We start from the raw sequence: 15,055 nt of genomic DNA on the forward strand, positions 1-15,055 counted from the left end.
CCGCCCGGATCAGGACGCGGGCCAGGCCCGGGCGATGTCCTGGCGGGTGTCGCCCAGGGTCTGCATGATCGCCTTGGTCCCGGCCAGCACCGGCATGAAGTTCGCGTCCCCGCTCCAGCGCGGCACCACGTGCTGGTGCAGGTGCTCCGAGAGGGAGCCGCCCGCGGCGGAGCCCAGGTTGATCCCCACGTTGAAGGCGTGGGGGGAGGCGACCTCGCGGATCGTCGCGATCGCGGTGCGGGTGAGCTGGGTGAGCTCCCGCGCCTCGTCGTCGTCGAGCTCCGTGAGGTCCGCGACGTGCCGGTACGGGCACACGAGCAGGTGCCCGGGGTTGTACGGGAACAGGTTGAGGATCACGAAGCAGTGCTCGCCGCGGTGGACGATCAGGGACTCCTCGTCCGGGCGCCCGGGCCCGTTGCAGAACGGGCAGCCCGGATCGGCGTGCACGGACGGGTCCTCCCCGCGCACGTAGGCGAGCCGGTGCGGGGTCCACAGCCGCTGGAAGCTGTCCGGGACCCCGGGGATCTCGAACTCGTCCTGGCGGATCCAGCGGTGCGGGGGTCCGGCCTCGGGGGCGGGCCCCGTCACCGGGCCTCCGCGGGCTCGCTCGCCACGGCGTTCGCCGTCGGGTCGGTGTTGACGCGGCCCCGCACGTGCGCCACGATCCGCTCCACGGCCTCGGCCACCGGCACCCGGTTCTCCTGGGAGCCGTCGCGGAAGCGGAAGGACACGGCGGCGGACTCCGCGTCCTCCCCGCCGGCGATGAGCACGAACGGGACCTTCTCCTTGGAGGCGGTGCGGATCTTCTTGGGGAACCGGTCGGAGCCCGCGTCGAGCTCCACCCGCACCCCGCGGGCCCGCAGCTGGTCGACGACGGCCTGCAGGTAGTCGTTGAACGCCTCCGCGACCGGGATCGCGCGGACCTGCACGGGGGCCAGCCACGCCGGGAACGCGCCCGCGTAGTGCTCCACGAGCACGCCCATGAACCGCTCGATCGAGCCGAACTTCGCGGAGTGGATCATCACCGGGCGCTGCCGGGTGCCGTCGGCGGCCTGGTACTCGAGGTCGAAGCGCTCCGGCTGGTTGAAGTCGTACTGGATCGTCGACATCTGCCAGGTGCGCCCGATCGCGTCCTTGGCCTGCACGGAGACCTTCGGCCCGTAGTACGCGGCTCCCCCGGGGTCCGGCACGAGGTCCAGGCCGGTCCCGGTGCAGACCTCCTCCAGGACGCGGGTGGCCTCCGCCCACTGCTCGTCGGAGCCGATGAACTTGTCCGACTCGGGGTCGCGCGTGGACAGCTCGAGGTAGAAGTCGTTCATGCCGAAGTCCCGCAGCAGCCCGAGGATGAAGTCCAGCAGGTGGCGGATTTCCCCCGGGGCGTCCTCGCGGGTGACGTAGGAGTGGGAGTCGTCCTGGGCGAACCCGCGCACGCGGGTGAGCCCGTGCACCACGCCCGACTTCTCGTAGCGGTACACGTGCCCGAACTCGAACAGCCGCAGGGGCAGGTCGCGGTAGGAGCGGCCCCGGGAGCGGTAGATGAGGTTGTGCATGGGGCAGTTCATGGCCTTGAGCCGGTAGTCCTGGCCCGGCTTGGTGACGTTGCCGTCCTCGTCCCGCTCCTCGTCCACGTGCAGGGGCGGGAACATGGTGTCGGCGTAGTAGGGCAGGTGCCCCGAGGTGTGGAACAGCCCGTCCTTGGAGATGTGCGGGGTCCCCACGTACTGGAAGCCCTCGGCGACGTGGCGGTCGCGGACGTAGTCCTCCATCTCGCGCTTGATGATCCCGCCCTTGGGGTGGAAGACCGGCAGGCCGGAGCCGAGCTCGTCCGGGAAGGAGAACAGGTCGAGCTCGACGCCGAGCCGGCGGTGGTCGCGCCGCTCCGCCTCGGCGAGGCGGTCCTTGTACGCGGTCAGCTCCTCCTTGGTGGGCCAGGCCGTGCCGTAGATGCGCTGCAGCTGCTTGTTCTTCTCCGAGCCGCGCCAGTAGGCGGCGGCCGAGCGCATGAGGGCGTAGCCGTTGCCGATGAGCTTGGTGTCCGGCAGGTGCGGGCCGCGGCACAGGTCCTTCCACACCGTCTCCCCGCTCTTGCGGTCCACGTTGTCGTAGATCGTCAGCTCCCCGGCGCCGACCTCCACGGAGGCGCCCTCGGCCGCGGCGTCGACGTCCCCGCCGGAGCCGGGGCCCTGGGACAGGCCGATGAGCTCGAGCTTGTACGGCTCGTCCGCCATCTCCGCCCGGGCCTCCTCCTCGCTCACCGGGCGGCGGCGGAAGGACTGGGTCGAGTTGACGATCTTCTGCATCCGCTTCTCGATGGCCTTGAGGTCCTCGGGCGTGAACGCCTGCTCGACGTCGAAGTCGAAGTAGAAGCCGTCGGTGATGTAGGGGCCGATGCCGAGCTTCGCGTCCTCGTGCAGCTGCTGCACGGCCTGGGCCATGACGTGGGCGGCGGAGTGGCGCAGGACCTCGAGGCCCTCCGGGTCGGAGATCAGCACGCGCTCCACGACGTCGCCGTCGGCGAGCTCCGTGGCGAGGTCCTTGAGCACCCCGTTGACGTGGGCCACGACGACGGCGCGGTCCTCCCGGTACAGCTCCGCGGCGGTGGTCCCGGTCCCGACCGTGCGCTGCTCGCCGTCGACGGTGATCGTGAGGGGGGCGGACTCGGGCGTGGGCTCCGGCGCGGTGGTCATGGGGAGGGTGCTCCTTCGATCGGCGGGCAGCACGCACCCGTACGGGGGGCGCGCGCGGGCGGCGCCGGGGCACGGCGCACGCCGTCTTCGATGGTACCCGCCCGGTGAGATGATGACCGGCGGAGGTGAGGCCCCCCGATGCCCGCAGACGACCCGAGACCGCCCGACCGCCCCGGAGACCCCGGACCCGGCGCCCCGCCGCCCCCGCAGCGGCTGTGGACCGCCGGGTTCGTGCTGATGTGGGCCGGGCAGTTCCTCATCGCCGTGAACTTCTACCTGCTGATGACCGTCATGGCCCTCTACGCCATGGAGCGCTTCGGCGCGGACGAGTCGCTGGCGGGGATCGCCACGAGCGCGTTCATCGCGGGGGCGGTGCTCACCCGCCTGCTCACGGGCAAGTACATGGAGCTGCTCGGGCGGCGGCGGGTGCTGCGCACCGCGCTGGTGCTGCTGGTGCTGTGCGCGGCGGCCTACCTGCCGGACACCGGCTTCGGCGGCCTGCTGGTGGTCCGGGTGCTCAACGGCGCGGCCTTCGGGATGGCCACCACCGTCCTGCCGGCCGCCGTGCAGGCCCTCATCCCCCCGCACCGGCGGGGGGAGGGCACGGGCTACTTCATGCTCTCCACCACGCTGGCCGCGGCCCTGGGCCCCCTGGCGGGGCTGGCCCTGTCCACGGCCCTGGGCTACGGGGCGCTGTTCTGGACCTGCACGGGGATCGCGGGGCTGGGGCTGGCCGTGGGGGCGGTCACCCGGGTCCCCGAGCTGGAGCTCTCCGCCGCGCAGCGGGCGGGGCTGTGCTCCTTCTCCGTCGGGCAGTTCGTGGAGGCGCGGGCGCTGCCGGTCTCCGCGCTCATGCTCTTCGTGGGCGCGGGCTACGCGTCCGTGCTGTCCTTCCTCAACCCCTTCGCGGCGGAGACGGGCCTCGTGGGCCCGGCGGGGGGCTACTTCCTGGCCTACGCCGCCACGGTGCTCGTGAGCCGGCCCTTCGCGGGGCGGCTGCAGGACCGCCGCGGGGACGACGCGGTGCTCTACCCGTCCCTGCTGCTGTTCGTGGTCGCGCTGCTGCTGCTGGCCGCCGCGGACTCCGCGGCCCTCGTGCTCGCCTCGGGCGTGGTGCTGGGCGTCGGCTACGGTGCCGTGCTCTCGGCCGCGCAGGCCGCCGCGATGCGCTCGGCCCCGCTGACGCGGGTGGGGCTGGCCACCTCGACCTACTTCCTGTGCATGGACGTGGGGGTGGCGCTGGGTCCGGTGGTGATGGGGGCGCTCATCCCGGGGCTGGGCTACCGGGGGATGTACGTCGCGGCCGCGGGCGTGGTCGCCGCGGGCCTGCTCTACTACGCGGGCGTGCCCGCCCGGGCGCGGCGCCGCGCGGCCTGAGCAGGGCGGCCTGAGCCGGGCGGGCACGACGACGGGGCCCCCGTCACCTCGCGGTGACGGGGGCCCCGGACGACCAGGCCGGGAGGACCCGGCGGGATCGGGTGGGATCAGATGCGGCGGTCGCGGTCGGTGAGGCCGCGGTCGGTGTCGGTCTCGACCTCGACCTGCTCCTTGCGGACGTCGGCGTCGACCCGCTGGGTGTCGGTGACGACCTCCTTGTCGAGCTCCACGCGCTCGACGCCCACGGTCTCCTTGGCGACGACGGGGCGCTCCTCGTGGAGGACCACCTCCACGTCCTCCTCGCCGATGGTGCCGGTGGTGGCCTCGGTGCCGTTGAGCGGGGTGCGCTCGACACGGACCTCCTCGCGCTGGACGGCGACGTCGACGGTCTCGTGGTCGGTCACGACGTACTTGCGCAGGCGCGCCCGGCCGGTCTCGACGTTCTCCTTGCCGACGTGCAGGCGCTCCTCATGGCGCACCACGCCGTTGTCGCGGTCCGTGAGGTCGCGGTCGGTGACGTCACGGTCGGCGTAGCCGGCGGTGCGGTCCGTCTCGGCGTAGCCGGCGGTGCGTCCCGTCTCGGCGTAGCCCTCCTCGCCCGAGGCCGCCGAGGTGTCGCGGTCGGTCACCGCGTAGCCCGCGGCGCCCCCGGCCAAGCCGCCGCCGGGAACGGCGTTGCGGTCGGTGTCGACCGTGTCGTAGGAGTCACGGCCGGTCGTGCCGGTGCCGACGTAGTCGGTGCCGCGGTCGTTGTCCGCGTAGCCGGCGGTGCCGTTGCCGGCGCCGGAGTAGTTCAGCTTGTAGTAGCGGTAGATCTCCTCCTCCTCGGAGGGGGAGAGGTGCTGGTCCGCGTCCACGTTCGGGGCGTCCTTGACGACCTCCTTGGTGTACGGGAGGACGAGGCGGTCGCCGTCCTGCTGCGCGCCGTCGACGGGGACGAAGCTCTCCTTGGTGCCGAACAGGCCGGTGTTGACGGTCACGAAGGTGACGTCCTCGGTGTTGTCGTCGAGGAAGACCTGCTGGACCTTGCCGATCTTGTCGCCGTCGGAACCGTAGGCGGTCGCGGACAGAAGAGCGTTGACATCGTACGTGGCCATGAGAACTCCTTGATCTGATTTCTGCGTGGCAACGGACTCCCTGGGTCGGGGCCCGGCGCGGACGTTCTCCGCCGGGGGGCGGGGTGCAGCTCGTCCGCTGTTATTGGTAACCATACTGCCTATCAGCCTCCTGACCAATGGATTCTCCGAGAGTGAAATCACCCTGCGCCCGGCCCCCGGAAGGAGTATTTTCCCTCGCCGCGCCCCGGCTTCCGCAGGCCCCGCCCGCGCGCCGTCCCCCGCCCGGCGCGGGCTCCGGGGGCGTCCCGGCCAGGGCGGCACGCACCGCGGCGGGGGTCGCCGGGTCCGTGAGGTCCCACGCCTGCACCGCGCCGACGCTGATCCCGCGCGGGCCCGTGCGCCGGGTGCGGCCCCGGACCAGGAGCATCCGCGCGCCGAAGAGGTGCCGCCCGGAGCGCTCCTGGGCGTCGGCGAAGAAGGCGCAGTCGACCGGGCCCGTGCCGTCGTCGAGGCTCACGAACACGACGCGGCGTCCGCTGCGCACGGGAGGGGTCATGGTGGAGACCCGCACCCCGGCCACCAGCACCTCGGACCGGGTCCGCAGCTCCAGCAGCCGCTCGGCGGGCGTGACCCCGAGCTCCCGCAGCAGGGGGGCCCAGCTGTCCATGAGGTGCGCCGAGACGTCCACGGCGAGCAGCTCCAGCTCGGTGCGCACCTTCTCCTCGACGGTGGGCTCCGGCCGCCGCGCGGCCAGCCCCCGCAGCTCGAGGTCCCCCAGCGGGAGGGCCAGCTGTCCCTCGACCTCCCGGGCCACGGCGGGCCGGGGCGGCCGGTCGGCGTCCGCCCGCGCGCGCAGGGCGTGCACAAGGTCGGCCCGGGAGGCCGCGGCCCCGGAGCGGTGCAGCAGCCCGTCGAGCGCGCCGACGGCGGCGAGCCGCTCCAGGGTCCGCCGCCCCGGGCGCGCCCGCTCCCGCAGGTCGGCGAGCGTGGCGTACGGGCGCCCGGCCGCGATCCGGCGGACCTCGGCGCGGGAGACCCCGTGGATCCCGGTGAGGGCCAGGCGCACCCCCAGGCGGGCCGGGTCCTCGTCGAGGCGCTCCACCCGGTGCTGCTCGTCGGAGCGGTTGACGTCCACGGGCAGGATCGGGATCCCCATCCGGCGGGCCTCCCCCACGAGCAGGCGCTTGGGGTACATCCCGGGGTCGTGCTCCCACAGCCCCGCCAGGAACGCCTCGGGGTGGTGGGCCTTCAGCCACGCGGACTGGTAGGTGGGCACGGCGAACGCGGCCCCGTGGGCCTTGCAGAAGCCGAAGGAGCCGAACGCCGCGAGGATCCCCCACACCCGGTCGACCACGTCCAGCGGATATCCCCTCTCCCGGGCGCGCTCGCGGAAGAACGCCTCCACCTCGAGTCGGCCCTCGGCGCCCAGCCGGCGGCGCAGCTCGTCGGCCCGGGCGAGCCCGCAGCCGGTGAAGACGTCCAGGATGCGCAGGACCTGCTCGTGGAAGACGGTCACCCCGTGGGTCTCCGCGAGGATCGGGTCGAGGTCCGGGTGCACGGACACGGGCCGGGACCAGCCGTGGCGGTGCTCCAGGTAGGGGCGGACCATGTCCGAGTGCATGGGCCCGGGGCGGAAGAGGGAGATGTCCACGATGAGGTCCCCGAAGCCGGTGGGCGCCATCTTGCCGATGAGCTCGCGCTGGCCCGGGGACTCGATCTGGAAGCAGCCGAGGGTGTGAGTCGAGCGGATCAGCTCGAACGTGGCCTCGTCGTCGCGGGGGACCGCCTCGAGGTCCAGACGGGGCCGGTCCGGGTGCAGCCGGGCCACCTCCTCCACGGCGTGGGCGAGCGCCGACTGCATCCGCACGCCGAGGATGTCGAGCTTGAGCATCCCCATGGGGTCCATGTCGTGCTTGTCGAACTGGCTCATGGGCAGCCCCATCCCGCTGGCCTGCACCGGGGTGCGGTCCAGGAGGGTGCGGTCCCCGAGGATCACCCCGCACGGGTGCACGGAGATGTGCCGGGGCAGGCGGTCGAGGCGCTCGGTGAGGTCCACGAGCAGGTCCAGCTGCTTCTCCCGGGCCACCTGCTCGGCGACGGCGCACAGCTCCGGCCGGTCCGCGAGGGTGCCCCGCAGCGCCGCGGCCGGCAGGTTCCACAGCTGCTTGGCCACGGTGTCGACGGTCTCGGGGTCGACGCCGAGGGCGAGGCCCGCGTCCCGGACGGCGCCGCGGGCCCGGTAGGCGTTCTGCATGCTCATCAGGCTCACCCGCTCGGGCCCGAAGCGGGCGAAGACCTCCCGGTAGACGCGGTGGCGCTGGGCGGACTCGACGTCGATGTCGATGTCCGGCAGGGTCGAGCGGTCGCTGGAGAGGAAGCGCTCGAAGAGCAGCTCGTGCTCGAGGGGGTCCACGTGGGAGACCTCGAGGAGGTAGTTGACGAGGGAGGAGACGCCGGAGCCGCGGGCGGCGTGGCGGATCCCCAGCGCCCCGATCATCGCGGAGACCTCGGCCACGGTGAGGAAGTAGGAGGCGAAGCCGAGCTCCTCGATCACCCCCAGCTCCCGCTCCAGCCGGTCCCGCACGGCCGGGTCCGCCGGGCCCGGGTAGCGCCGCGCCAGCCCGGCCTCGCACCGGGCGCGCAGCTCCCCGGCCGCGGGGCGCTCCAGGCCCAGCACCGCGGCCTCGGGCACCACGGGCCGGCCCCAGCCGCAGTCCGCGACGGGGTCCAGCCGGCACCGGTCGGCGACCCGGTGGGTGCCCCCCAGCAGCGCCGCGGCCCCCGCGTCCCCGAGGTCGGCGGCGCGGGCGATCTCGGCGGCGAGCGCGCGCATGAGCCGGGCGGGCTTGAGCCATCCCTGCCCGTTGGGCTGCAGGGAATCCGGCCCGAGCGCGCCCCTCCCCCGGCCGGCGGCTGCCCCGCCGGCGCCGAGGGCCTCGAGCGGGGTGAGGGCGCGGGCGGCGTCGAGGACGTCGGCGGTGGCGGCCTCGGCGGGGGTCGCGTAGCGCACCGCGTTGGTCAGCACGGGGGTCAGCCCGGCCTCGAGGGCGGCGCGCAGCAGGCGGGCCGCGTGGGAGGTGCTGGACGCCGTGCCGGGGGCGGTCAGGTGGGAGACGACCTCCACCGCGAGCGCCTCCCCGGGCAGCAGGGCCCGCCAGCGGGCCAGGGCGGCGCGCCCGGCGCGGTAGCGGCGGACCGCGAGCTCCCGGCCGACATCGGAGGCGGGGCCCAGCAGGACGGTCAGCACCGGGCGCTCGCGGGCGGGCGGGCGGGCGTGGGCGGCGACGTCGGCGGCCGTCACCCCGACGGGAGCTCCGCCGGCGCCCCCGCGGCCCTTCCGGGTGCCGGTGCTGGCGTGCGCGGCGGAGACGAGCCGGCACAGGGCGGCGTAGCCGGCGCCGTCGGTGCCGCCGGCGGCGAGGACGACGACCCGCCCGAGGACCCGTTCCCGCCCGGGGTCCAGCAGCGCGAGGTCCGCGCCCAGGACGGGGTCCAGCCCGTGCTCGCGGCACGCCCCGAGGTGCTTGACCGCGCCGTAGAGCCCGTCCCGGTCGGTGCACGCGAGCACGTCGGCGCCGTCGGCCGCCGCTGCCGCGGCGAGGGCGCGCGGACGGCTGACCCCGTAGTGGGCGCTGAACGCGGTGGCGACGTGCAGGTGCGGAAAGCTCACGTCCATATTCGAATACGTGTTCGAAGATTAAGTCAATTGCAAATCATCGGTCCTGGTGGGAGCGGCTCCTGTCCGGCGGCCGGGAGCGCGCATAGGATCGGGCCACCGACGTCCCACGGAAAACGTAAAAGAGGAGCAGGACGATGACGCACCAGCCCGAGGACCTGGGCGAGGCCTACGCCGAGATGCAGCAGGAGGGCCTCAGCGTCCTCGACGAGGACTCGCTGACCGCCAACACGGACGAGGTCAACCGGCGCCGCGCGGACGAGCAGCCCGCCCCGCCGACCGAGCAGCCGGACGACACGAGCACCGAGGACACCGACGGCCCGCCCCCGCCGGACGGCACCCGCTGAGCCCGCGCGCCCGGCCGGCGGGGCGCGCGGACATGTTCGGGCATCTGCGGCGAGGGGCTGGAGATGACCCGGGCGCTGTTCCTACGGTGAAGGTCCGTGTTCCTACGGTGACGGTCCGTGCCGGCAGGCCCCGTCCTGCCCGGACCGCGGAGTCGCCGGCCCGGGGAGGACGGGCCGGCCCCGACCGCAGAGGAGGCAGGTGATCGCCATGGGCAGCCCGCCGGACGTGGCTCCACGGCTGGCCGAGATCCTGGGCATCGTGCTGGGGAGCGACGGGATCCCGGTCCGCCTGCGCGCCTGGGACGGCTCCGAGGCCGGCCCGCCCGACGCCCCGCCCCTCGTGGTCCGGTCCCGGCGGGCGCTGCGGCGGCTGGTCTGGTCCCCCGGGCAGCTGGGCCTCGCCCGCGCCTACGTGGCCGGGGAGCTCGACCTGCCGGGCGACGCCTTCGCCGCCGTCTCCGCCATCACGTCCGCGGGCCGGCCCACCACGTCCGATCCCCTGACCGCACGCCAGCGGCGGAGGCTGCTCACCGCGGCCGCGCGGCTGGGGGCGCTGGGCCCGGAACCGGCCCCGCCCCCGGAGGAGGTGCGGCTGGACGGTCACGGCCGCCGCCACTCCAGGACCCGCGACGCCGTGGCGATCTCCCACCACTACGACGTCGGCAACGACTTCTACGCCCTGGTCCTCGGGCCCTCGATGGTCTACTCCTGCGCCGTGTGGGACGACGAGCGCACCGGCCTGGACACCGCCCAGGAGACCAAGCTCGACCTGGTGTGCCGCAAGCTCGGTCTGCGGCCGGGCATGCGGGTGCTGGACGTGGGATGCGGCTGGGGCAGCTTCGCCCTGCACGCCGCCCGGCGCTACGGGACCGACGTCCTGGGCATCACCCTCTCCGCCGAGCAGGCCGCCCTCGCCCGCGACCGGGCGGCCGCGGCGGGACTGGCCGGCCGGGTGGAGATCCGGGTCCAGGACTACCGCGACGTCGACGACGGGCCCTTCGACGCCGTCGCCTCCATCGGCATGTCCGAGCACGTCGGCCGCGCCCAGATCGCCAGCTACGCCTCCCACCTGCACGGCCTGCTGGCCCCCGGAGCCCGGCTGCTCAACCATGCCATCGCCTGGAACGCCGGACCGGCCGAGCACGACCCCGACACCTTCATGGCCCGCTACGTCTTCCCTGACGGCGAGGTGCTCAGCCTCACCGAGATGGTCGGCGCCCTGGAGGCCGGGGGCCTGGAGGTCCTCGACGTCGAGGCCCTGCGCCCCCACTACCCCCTGACCCTGCGGGCCTGGGTGCAGCGCCTGGAGGAGCACTGGGACGAGGCGGTCCGGCTCGTCGGGGAAGGACGGGCCCGGGTGTGGCGGCTCTACATGGTCGCCGCCGTGTGGACCTTCGAGTCGGGCCGGCAGGGCGTCGACCAGGTGCTCGTGCAGCGCCCCGGCGGCCCCCTCCCGCCCCTGCGCCGGAGCGCATGGGTCTGACCGGCGCCCTCCGGCGCTGTTGCGCTCCGCGGAGGGATTCCACTACGGTGTGGTGACAGTCACCATACTGCAGCCGTTGACGTGCGGCGGGAGAGTCCCGTCCGGCACGACCGGTCGGGCGCCGTAGGAGCAATTCCTCCCCGGGAAACTCTCAGGCCCCCGCACCGCCGCACCGAGGCGAATCTGGAAAGTGGCACGGTCGTTCCCGTGCTCGCCGAAGGAGCAAGCTCCGCCCGGTCCGGGCGGGACGGAAACTCTCAGGCTGTGCAACAGATCGGGGAGGAACCAAGAAACCGCGTGGCGCGGCCGCGCAGACTTCTGGAGTTCCTCGATGACGATCACCACGGCTCGCCCCACCACCGGCCACCCCAGCGGCGAGCACACCTTCGCCGACCGCCGCCTCCCGCAGACCCTCGCCGTGGCGCGGGGCCGGGCCGAGGCCCTGGGCTTCGAGGTGGAGGTCGCCGACCTCTCCGCGGGGGTGCCCGAGGGCGAGATCTCCGGGATCGTGCTCCAGCAGCCCGGCGACGACGGCGCGGTCGTGGACCACACCGCCACCGTCGCGGTCTCCCCGGAGGACCCGCTCCTGTCCGCCCAGGACTACGCCGCCGCCCCCGGAGGTGAGCTCGCATGAGCCCCCGCGCCGGCTGATCCCGCGCGACGCCCGCACCCCGCCACACCTCCTGCCCCCGTCCGGGGGCACCACCTGCTTTGGAGCACACCATGGCCATCAGCGTCTTCGATCTGTTCACCGTGGGCATCGGCCCCTCGAGCTCCCACACCGTTGGGCCCATGCGCGCTGCCGGGCGCTTCGCCCGGACCCTGGTCGAGGACCGTCTCCTCGAGGCCACCGCGGACCTGCGCGTGGACGTCTACGGATCGCTGGCCGCCACCGGCCGCGGCCACGGCACGTTCACCGCGATCCTGCTGGGCCTGGAGGGCTACGACCCCGAGCAGGTCCTTCCCGCCCAGGTCGAGGACCGGCTCGCCGACATCGCCGCCACCGGCACGCTGCGGCTGTGCGCCGCGCTCGGGCACCGCAAGGACATCCGCTACACCGTCGAGGACATGGTGCAGCACCCGCTGACCGTGCTGGCCCGGCACACCAACGGCATGCGGTTCCAGGCCCTGGACGCCGGCGGGGGCGTGCTGGCCGAGCAGACCTGGTTCTCCGTGGGCGGGGGCTTCATCGTCCGCGACGGCGAGGAGGACACCGCCGCCGCCGAGCTGGCCGCCGCCGGCACCCAGGTGCCCCACCCCTTCCGCACCGCCCGGCAGCTGCTGGACCACTGCCGGGCCACCGGGGGCAGCATCAGCGAGGTGATGCTCGCCAACGAGCGGACCTGGCGGACCGAGGAGGAGGTCCGGGCCGGGCTGCTGCACCTGTGGGAGGTGATGGAGCAGTGCAAGGACTCCGCGATCACCCGCACCGGGGTGCTGCCCGGGGGCCTGGACGTCGCCCGCCGGGCCCCGGGGTGGCACCGGCGCCTGCGCATCGAGGACCCGGACCGGGACCCGGGCTTCTGGCAGGAGTGGGTGAACCTGGTGGCCCTGGCCGTGAACGAGGAGAACGCCTCCGGGGGCCGGGTGGTCACCGCCCCCACCAACGGAGCGGCCGGCATCATCCCCGCCGTGCTGTTCTACGCCACCCACTACTCCCCCGCCGTGCGCGCCGCCGCCCGACAGGCCCCGGAGACCCTCGAGGCGACGCGGCAGGAGATCGTCGTGCGGTTCCTGCTCACCGCCGGGGCGGTCGGGGTGCTGTACAAGGAGCAGGCCTCGATCTCCGGGGCCGAGGTCGGCTGCCAGGGCGAGGTCGGCTCGGCCTCCTCGATGGCGGCGGGCGGTCTGGCCGAGGTCCTGGGCGGCACCCCCGGCCAGGTGGAGAACGCCGCCGAGATCGCCATGGAGCACAACCTGGGCCTGACCTGCGACCCGATCGGCGGGCTCGTGCAGGTGCCGTGCATCGAGCGCAACGCGATCGCCGCGGCCAAGGCCATCAACGCCGCGAAGATGGGCCTGTGGGGTGACGGCACCCACCGGGTGAGCCTCGACCAGGTCATCGTGACCATGCGCGAGACCGGCCGGGACATGAGCCACAAGTACAAGGAGACCGCCCTGGGCGGGCTCGCCGTCAACGTCGTCGAATGCTGACCCCGTCCGGGACCGCCGAGGACGGCCGCCGCAACCGTTGCGCCCACGGCATGTCCAGCACCTGAAGGAAGCCGGTGCTCCCATAGGTGTCAGGAAGCACACGGAGGGCCCCTGTCGCCGCAGCACAGGGGCCGGAACCATGGCCCTCCCGCCCGGCCTCTCCACGAGGCCGCGGAGCCCGGGGCCACCAGCTCGGCGGCGACAGGGCCGCCGGGTCCCACCACGCCCCGCCCGCCTGCTGGAGCAGCCCGCCACGCCCTCCGCCCGGTCGGGGTTCTCCCCGGTCGGGCGGAGGGCCGGGGGCACGACCGGGCCGAGACGGTTCCCCGGTCGTCACGCCCCCTCCGGCCGGTGCGGCGCGGGGATCACCCCGCGGCGAGCTGGGGGAGCACGGCCTCCCCGAAGGCGTCGAGGAAGGGCGCCTGCTCCCGGCCCACGTGGTGGAGCTGGAGCTCGTCGAAGCCGAGCGCGGCGTACTCGTGCAGCCACTGGGCGTGCCGGGCGAGGTCGGCGGAGACATTGACAGCCCCGGCGAGCTGCTCGTCCCCGACGTCCTCCCGGACCGCCTTGCGCTCGTAGTCCTGGGGCGAGGCGAGCTCCGCCATGGTGACGGGGTCGAAGACGTTGGTGCGCCACTGGTCGCGGGCGACCGCGCGGGCCTGCTCCGGGGAGGGCGCCCAGCTCAGGTGCACCTGCAGCACGGCCCGGCCGGTGCCCCCGCCCTCGCGGTACGCGTCGAGCATCCGGCGCAGGTCCGCGAGGGGCTGGTTGACGGTGATGAAGCCGTCGGCCCGGGGCGCGAGGCGGCGGACCGTCGCCGGGGTGAGGGCGGCCGCGAGCAGGGGCGGGGGGACCTCCGGGGCGTCCCAGACCCGGGCGCGGTCGGCGTGGAACGGCTCGCGGCAGCTGACCTCCTCCCCCGCGTGCAGGCGGCGGACGACGTCGAAGGCCGCCTCGAGGAACTGCTGGCGCTGCTCCTTGGCCGGCCAGTCCGGGGAGACGGGCCGGTCGTTGAGCCGCTGCCCGGTGCCCAGGGCGGCCCACAGCCGGCCGGGGAACATGCGGGCGAGGGTGGCCGTGGCCTGGGCCGTGACCACGGGGTGGTAGCGCCGGCCCGGGGCGTGGACGACGCCGAAGGGCAGCTCCGTGCTGGCCATGGCCGCGCCCAGCCAGGACAGGGCGAAGCCGGCGTGGCCCTGGCGCGGGGACCACGGCTCCAGGTGGTCGGAGCACATGGCGGCCCCGAAGCCGGCCTGCTCGGCGTGGCGGACGTCGCGCAGCAGCTGCTCGGGCGGGATCTGTTCGTGGGAGGCGTGGAAGCCGATCGTCACCATGGGTCCTCCGGGTGGAGCGGGCTCGGGTCCGGGCGGGGCGCGGGCTCAGGGCCGCGGCAGGAGGTCCTCGGCGGGGGTGCACAGGTTGCGCAGCTCCCCGATGCCCTCGATCTCGGTGACGACCTCCTGGCCGTCCTGCAGCCAGATCCGGCGGGGTTTCTGGGCGAGGCCCACACCGGCGGGGGTGCCGCAGGCCACGAGGTCGCCCGGCTCCAGGGTCATGAACCGGCTGAGGTACTCCACCAGCTGCACGGCGGAGAAGATCATCCGGTCGGTGCTGGAGTCCTGGCGGCGCACGCCGTCGACGGTGCACCGGATCGCCAGCCCCGCCTCGGGATCGACCTCGTCGGCGGTCACGACCACGGGGCCCACGGGGGTGGTGCGGTCGAAGTTCTTGCCCTGGAACCACTCGGAGGTGCGGCCCTGCCAGTCCCGCACCGAGACGTCGTTCATGATCGTGTACCCGGCGATCGCGGCCCGCGCCTGCTCGGGGGTGGCGTGGCGGACGCTGGTGCCGATCACGGCGACGAGCTCGGCCTCCCAGTCGACCTTCTCGGACTCCTCCGGCATGGCGATGGGGTCCACGGGCCCGACGAGGACGTTGGCGTACTTCGCGAAGACCGTGGGGTGCTCGGGGATCTGCTGGCCGACCTCCTCCGCGTGGTCGTAGTAGTTCAGCCCGGCGCACACGATCTTGCCGGGGCGCAGCACGGGGGTCAGCAGGTCCTCGGGGGCGGGCGCCGGACCGGGCTCCCCCGGCAGGGCGAGGTCGCCCCCGGCGAGGAGCTCCCCGACGTCGGCGACGGGCAGGTAGTCGGTGCGCCCGCCCTCCTGGCGGAAGGCCTGGGTGGCGCTGTCGCGTCGCACGGTGCCGAGTCTCACGGGTGCTGCCTTTCTCGGGGCGGATGCCGGGCGGGGCCGCCGGGATCCGGACGGCGG

At 74.3% G+C, this 15,055-nt stretch carries 11 protein-coding genes and 1 riboswitch; of the genes, 5 read left to right on the top strand and 6 right to left on the bottom strand.

All coding sequences use genetic code 11. The annotated features are described in order from the left end of the window. Positions 1–9 precede the first annotated feature (9 nt). Positions 10–588 (bottom strand): HIT family protein, encoded by a 579-nt coding sequence (locus tag M3185_RS09150; protein ID WP_251333362.1) that lies wholly within the window; start codon positions 586–588, stop codon positions 10–12. Then, a complete protein-coding gene (thrS, locus tag M3185_RS09155) occupies positions 585–2,687 on the bottom strand; it encodes a threonine--tRNA ligase (RefSeq protein WP_251333363.1) in 2,103 nt (700 codons plus the stop codon). The genes M3185_RS09150 and thrS overlap by 4 nt, the downstream gene beginning before the upstream one ends. Before the next feature lie 138 nt (positions 2,688–2,825). Between thrS and M3185_RS09160 the strand changes: the two genes are divergently transcribed. Then, the gene (locus tag M3185_RS09160; protein ID WP_251333364.1) at positions 2,826–4,064 is read left to right on the top strand and encodes an MFS transporter; all 1,239 of its coding nucleotides are present in this window, start codon (positions 2,826–2,828) and stop codon (positions 4,062–4,064) included. Positions 4,065–4,171: 107 nt separating this feature from the next. On the opposite strand, the gene M3185_RS09165 is transcribed toward M3185_RS09160, so the two are convergent. Together M3185_RS09165 and M3185_RS09170 are read right to left on the bottom strand one after the other, a co-directional pair. Then, positions 4,172–5,161, bottom strand: coding sequence for a DUF2382 domain-containing protein (locus M3185_RS09165; protein ID WP_251333365.1), 990 nt, complete (start codon positions 5,159–5,161; stop codon positions 4,172–4,174). A 100-nt stretch (positions 5,162–5,261) separates the two neighbouring features. Further along, positions 5,262–8,792, bottom strand: a complete 3,531-nt coding sequence (locus M3185_RS09170; protein WP_251333366.1) for a DNA polymerase III subunit alpha — start codon at positions 8,790–8,792, stop codon at positions 5,262–5,264. A 143-nt stretch (positions 8,793–8,935) separates the two neighbouring features. Between M3185_RS09170 and M3185_RS09175 the strand changes: the two genes are divergently transcribed. The 4 genes from M3185_RS09175 to M3185_RS09190 all read left to right on the top strand — a co-directional run bounded on the left by M3185_RS09175 (position 8,936) and on the right by M3185_RS09190 (position 12,782). After that, positions 8,936–9,145 (top strand): hypothetical protein, encoded by a 210-nt coding sequence (locus M3185_RS09175; RefSeq protein ID WP_251333367.1) that lies wholly within the window; start codon positions 8,936–8,938, stop codon positions 9,143–9,145. 208 nt (positions 9,146–9,353) lie between these two features. Then, on the top strand, positions 9,354–10,628 hold the full coding sequence (locus M3185_RS09180) for an SAM-dependent methyltransferase (protein ID WP_251333368.1): 1,275 nt from the start codon (positions 9,354–9,356) through the stop codon (positions 10,626–10,628). Between the two features lie 77 nt (positions 10,629–10,705). After that, positions 10,706–10,805, top strand: a riboswitch (glycine riboswitch). 154 nt (positions 10,806–10,959) lie between these two features. Continuing rightward, positions 10,960–11,262: a hypothetical protein gene (locus tag M3185_RS09185; protein ID WP_251333421.1), complete on the top strand. Its 303-nt coding sequence runs from the start codon at positions 10,960–10,962 to the stop codon at positions 11,260–11,262. 89 nt (positions 11,263–11,351) lie between these two features. Continuing rightward, positions 11,352–12,782, top strand: a complete 1,431-nt coding sequence (locus M3185_RS09190; RefSeq protein ID WP_251333369.1) for an L-serine ammonia-lyase — start codon at positions 11,352–11,354, stop codon at positions 12,780–12,782. Between the two features lie 365 nt (positions 12,783–13,147). Here M3185_RS09190 and M3185_RS09195 read toward each other — a convergent pair whose 3' ends face one another. Next, positions 13,148–14,116, bottom strand: coding sequence for a TIGR03885 family FMN-dependent LLM class oxidoreductase (locus M3185_RS09195; RefSeq protein ID WP_251333370.1), 969 nt, complete (start codon positions 14,114–14,116; stop codon positions 13,148–13,150). A 45-nt stretch (positions 14,117–14,161) separates the two neighbouring features. After that, positions 14,162–14,998, bottom strand: coding sequence for a fumarylacetoacetate hydrolase family protein (locus M3185_RS09200; protein ID WP_374238487.1), 837 nt, complete (start codon positions 14,996–14,998; stop codon positions 14,162–14,164). Between the last annotated feature and the right edge of the window lie 57 nt (positions 14,999–15,055).

The sequence above is a fragment of the Kocuria rosea genome, from assembly GCF_023715525.1.
GTDB lineage: Bacteria > Actinomycetota > Actinomycetes > Actinomycetales > Micrococcaceae > Kocuria > Kocuria rosea_A.

Excerpts from the sequence above, each read along its gene's own strand:
- thrS (WP_251333363.1), bottom strand. The coding sequence starts at position 2,687 with ATGACCACCGCGCCGGAGCCCACGCCCGAGTCCGCCCCCCTCACGATC.
- M3185_RS09160 (WP_251333364.1), top strand. The coding sequence starts at position 2,826 with ATGCCCGCAGACGACCCGAGACCGCCCGACCGCCCCGGAGACCCCGGA.
- M3185_RS09165 (WP_251333365.1), bottom strand. The coding sequence starts at position 5,161 with ATGGCCACGTACGATGTCAACGCTCTTCTGTCCGCGACCGCCTACGGT.
- M3185_RS09175 (WP_251333367.1), top strand. The coding sequence starts at position 8,936 with ATGACGCACCAGCCCGAGGACCTGGGCGAGGCCTACGCCGAGATGCAG.
- M3185_RS09180 (WP_251333368.1), top strand. The coding sequence starts at position 9,354 with ATGGGCAGCCCGCCGGACGTGGCTCCACGGCTGGCCGAGATCCTGGGC.
- M3185_RS09185 (WP_251333421.1), top strand. The coding sequence starts at position 10,960 with ATGACGATCACCACGGCTCGCCCCACCACCGGCCACCCCAGCGGCGAG.
- M3185_RS09190 (WP_251333369.1), top strand. The coding sequence starts at position 11,352 with ATGGCCATCAGCGTCTTCGATCTGTTCACCGTGGGCATCGGCCCCTCG.
- M3185_RS09195 (WP_251333370.1), bottom strand. The coding sequence starts at position 14,116 with ATGGTGACGATCGGCTTCCACGCCTCCCACGAACAGATCCCGCCCGAG.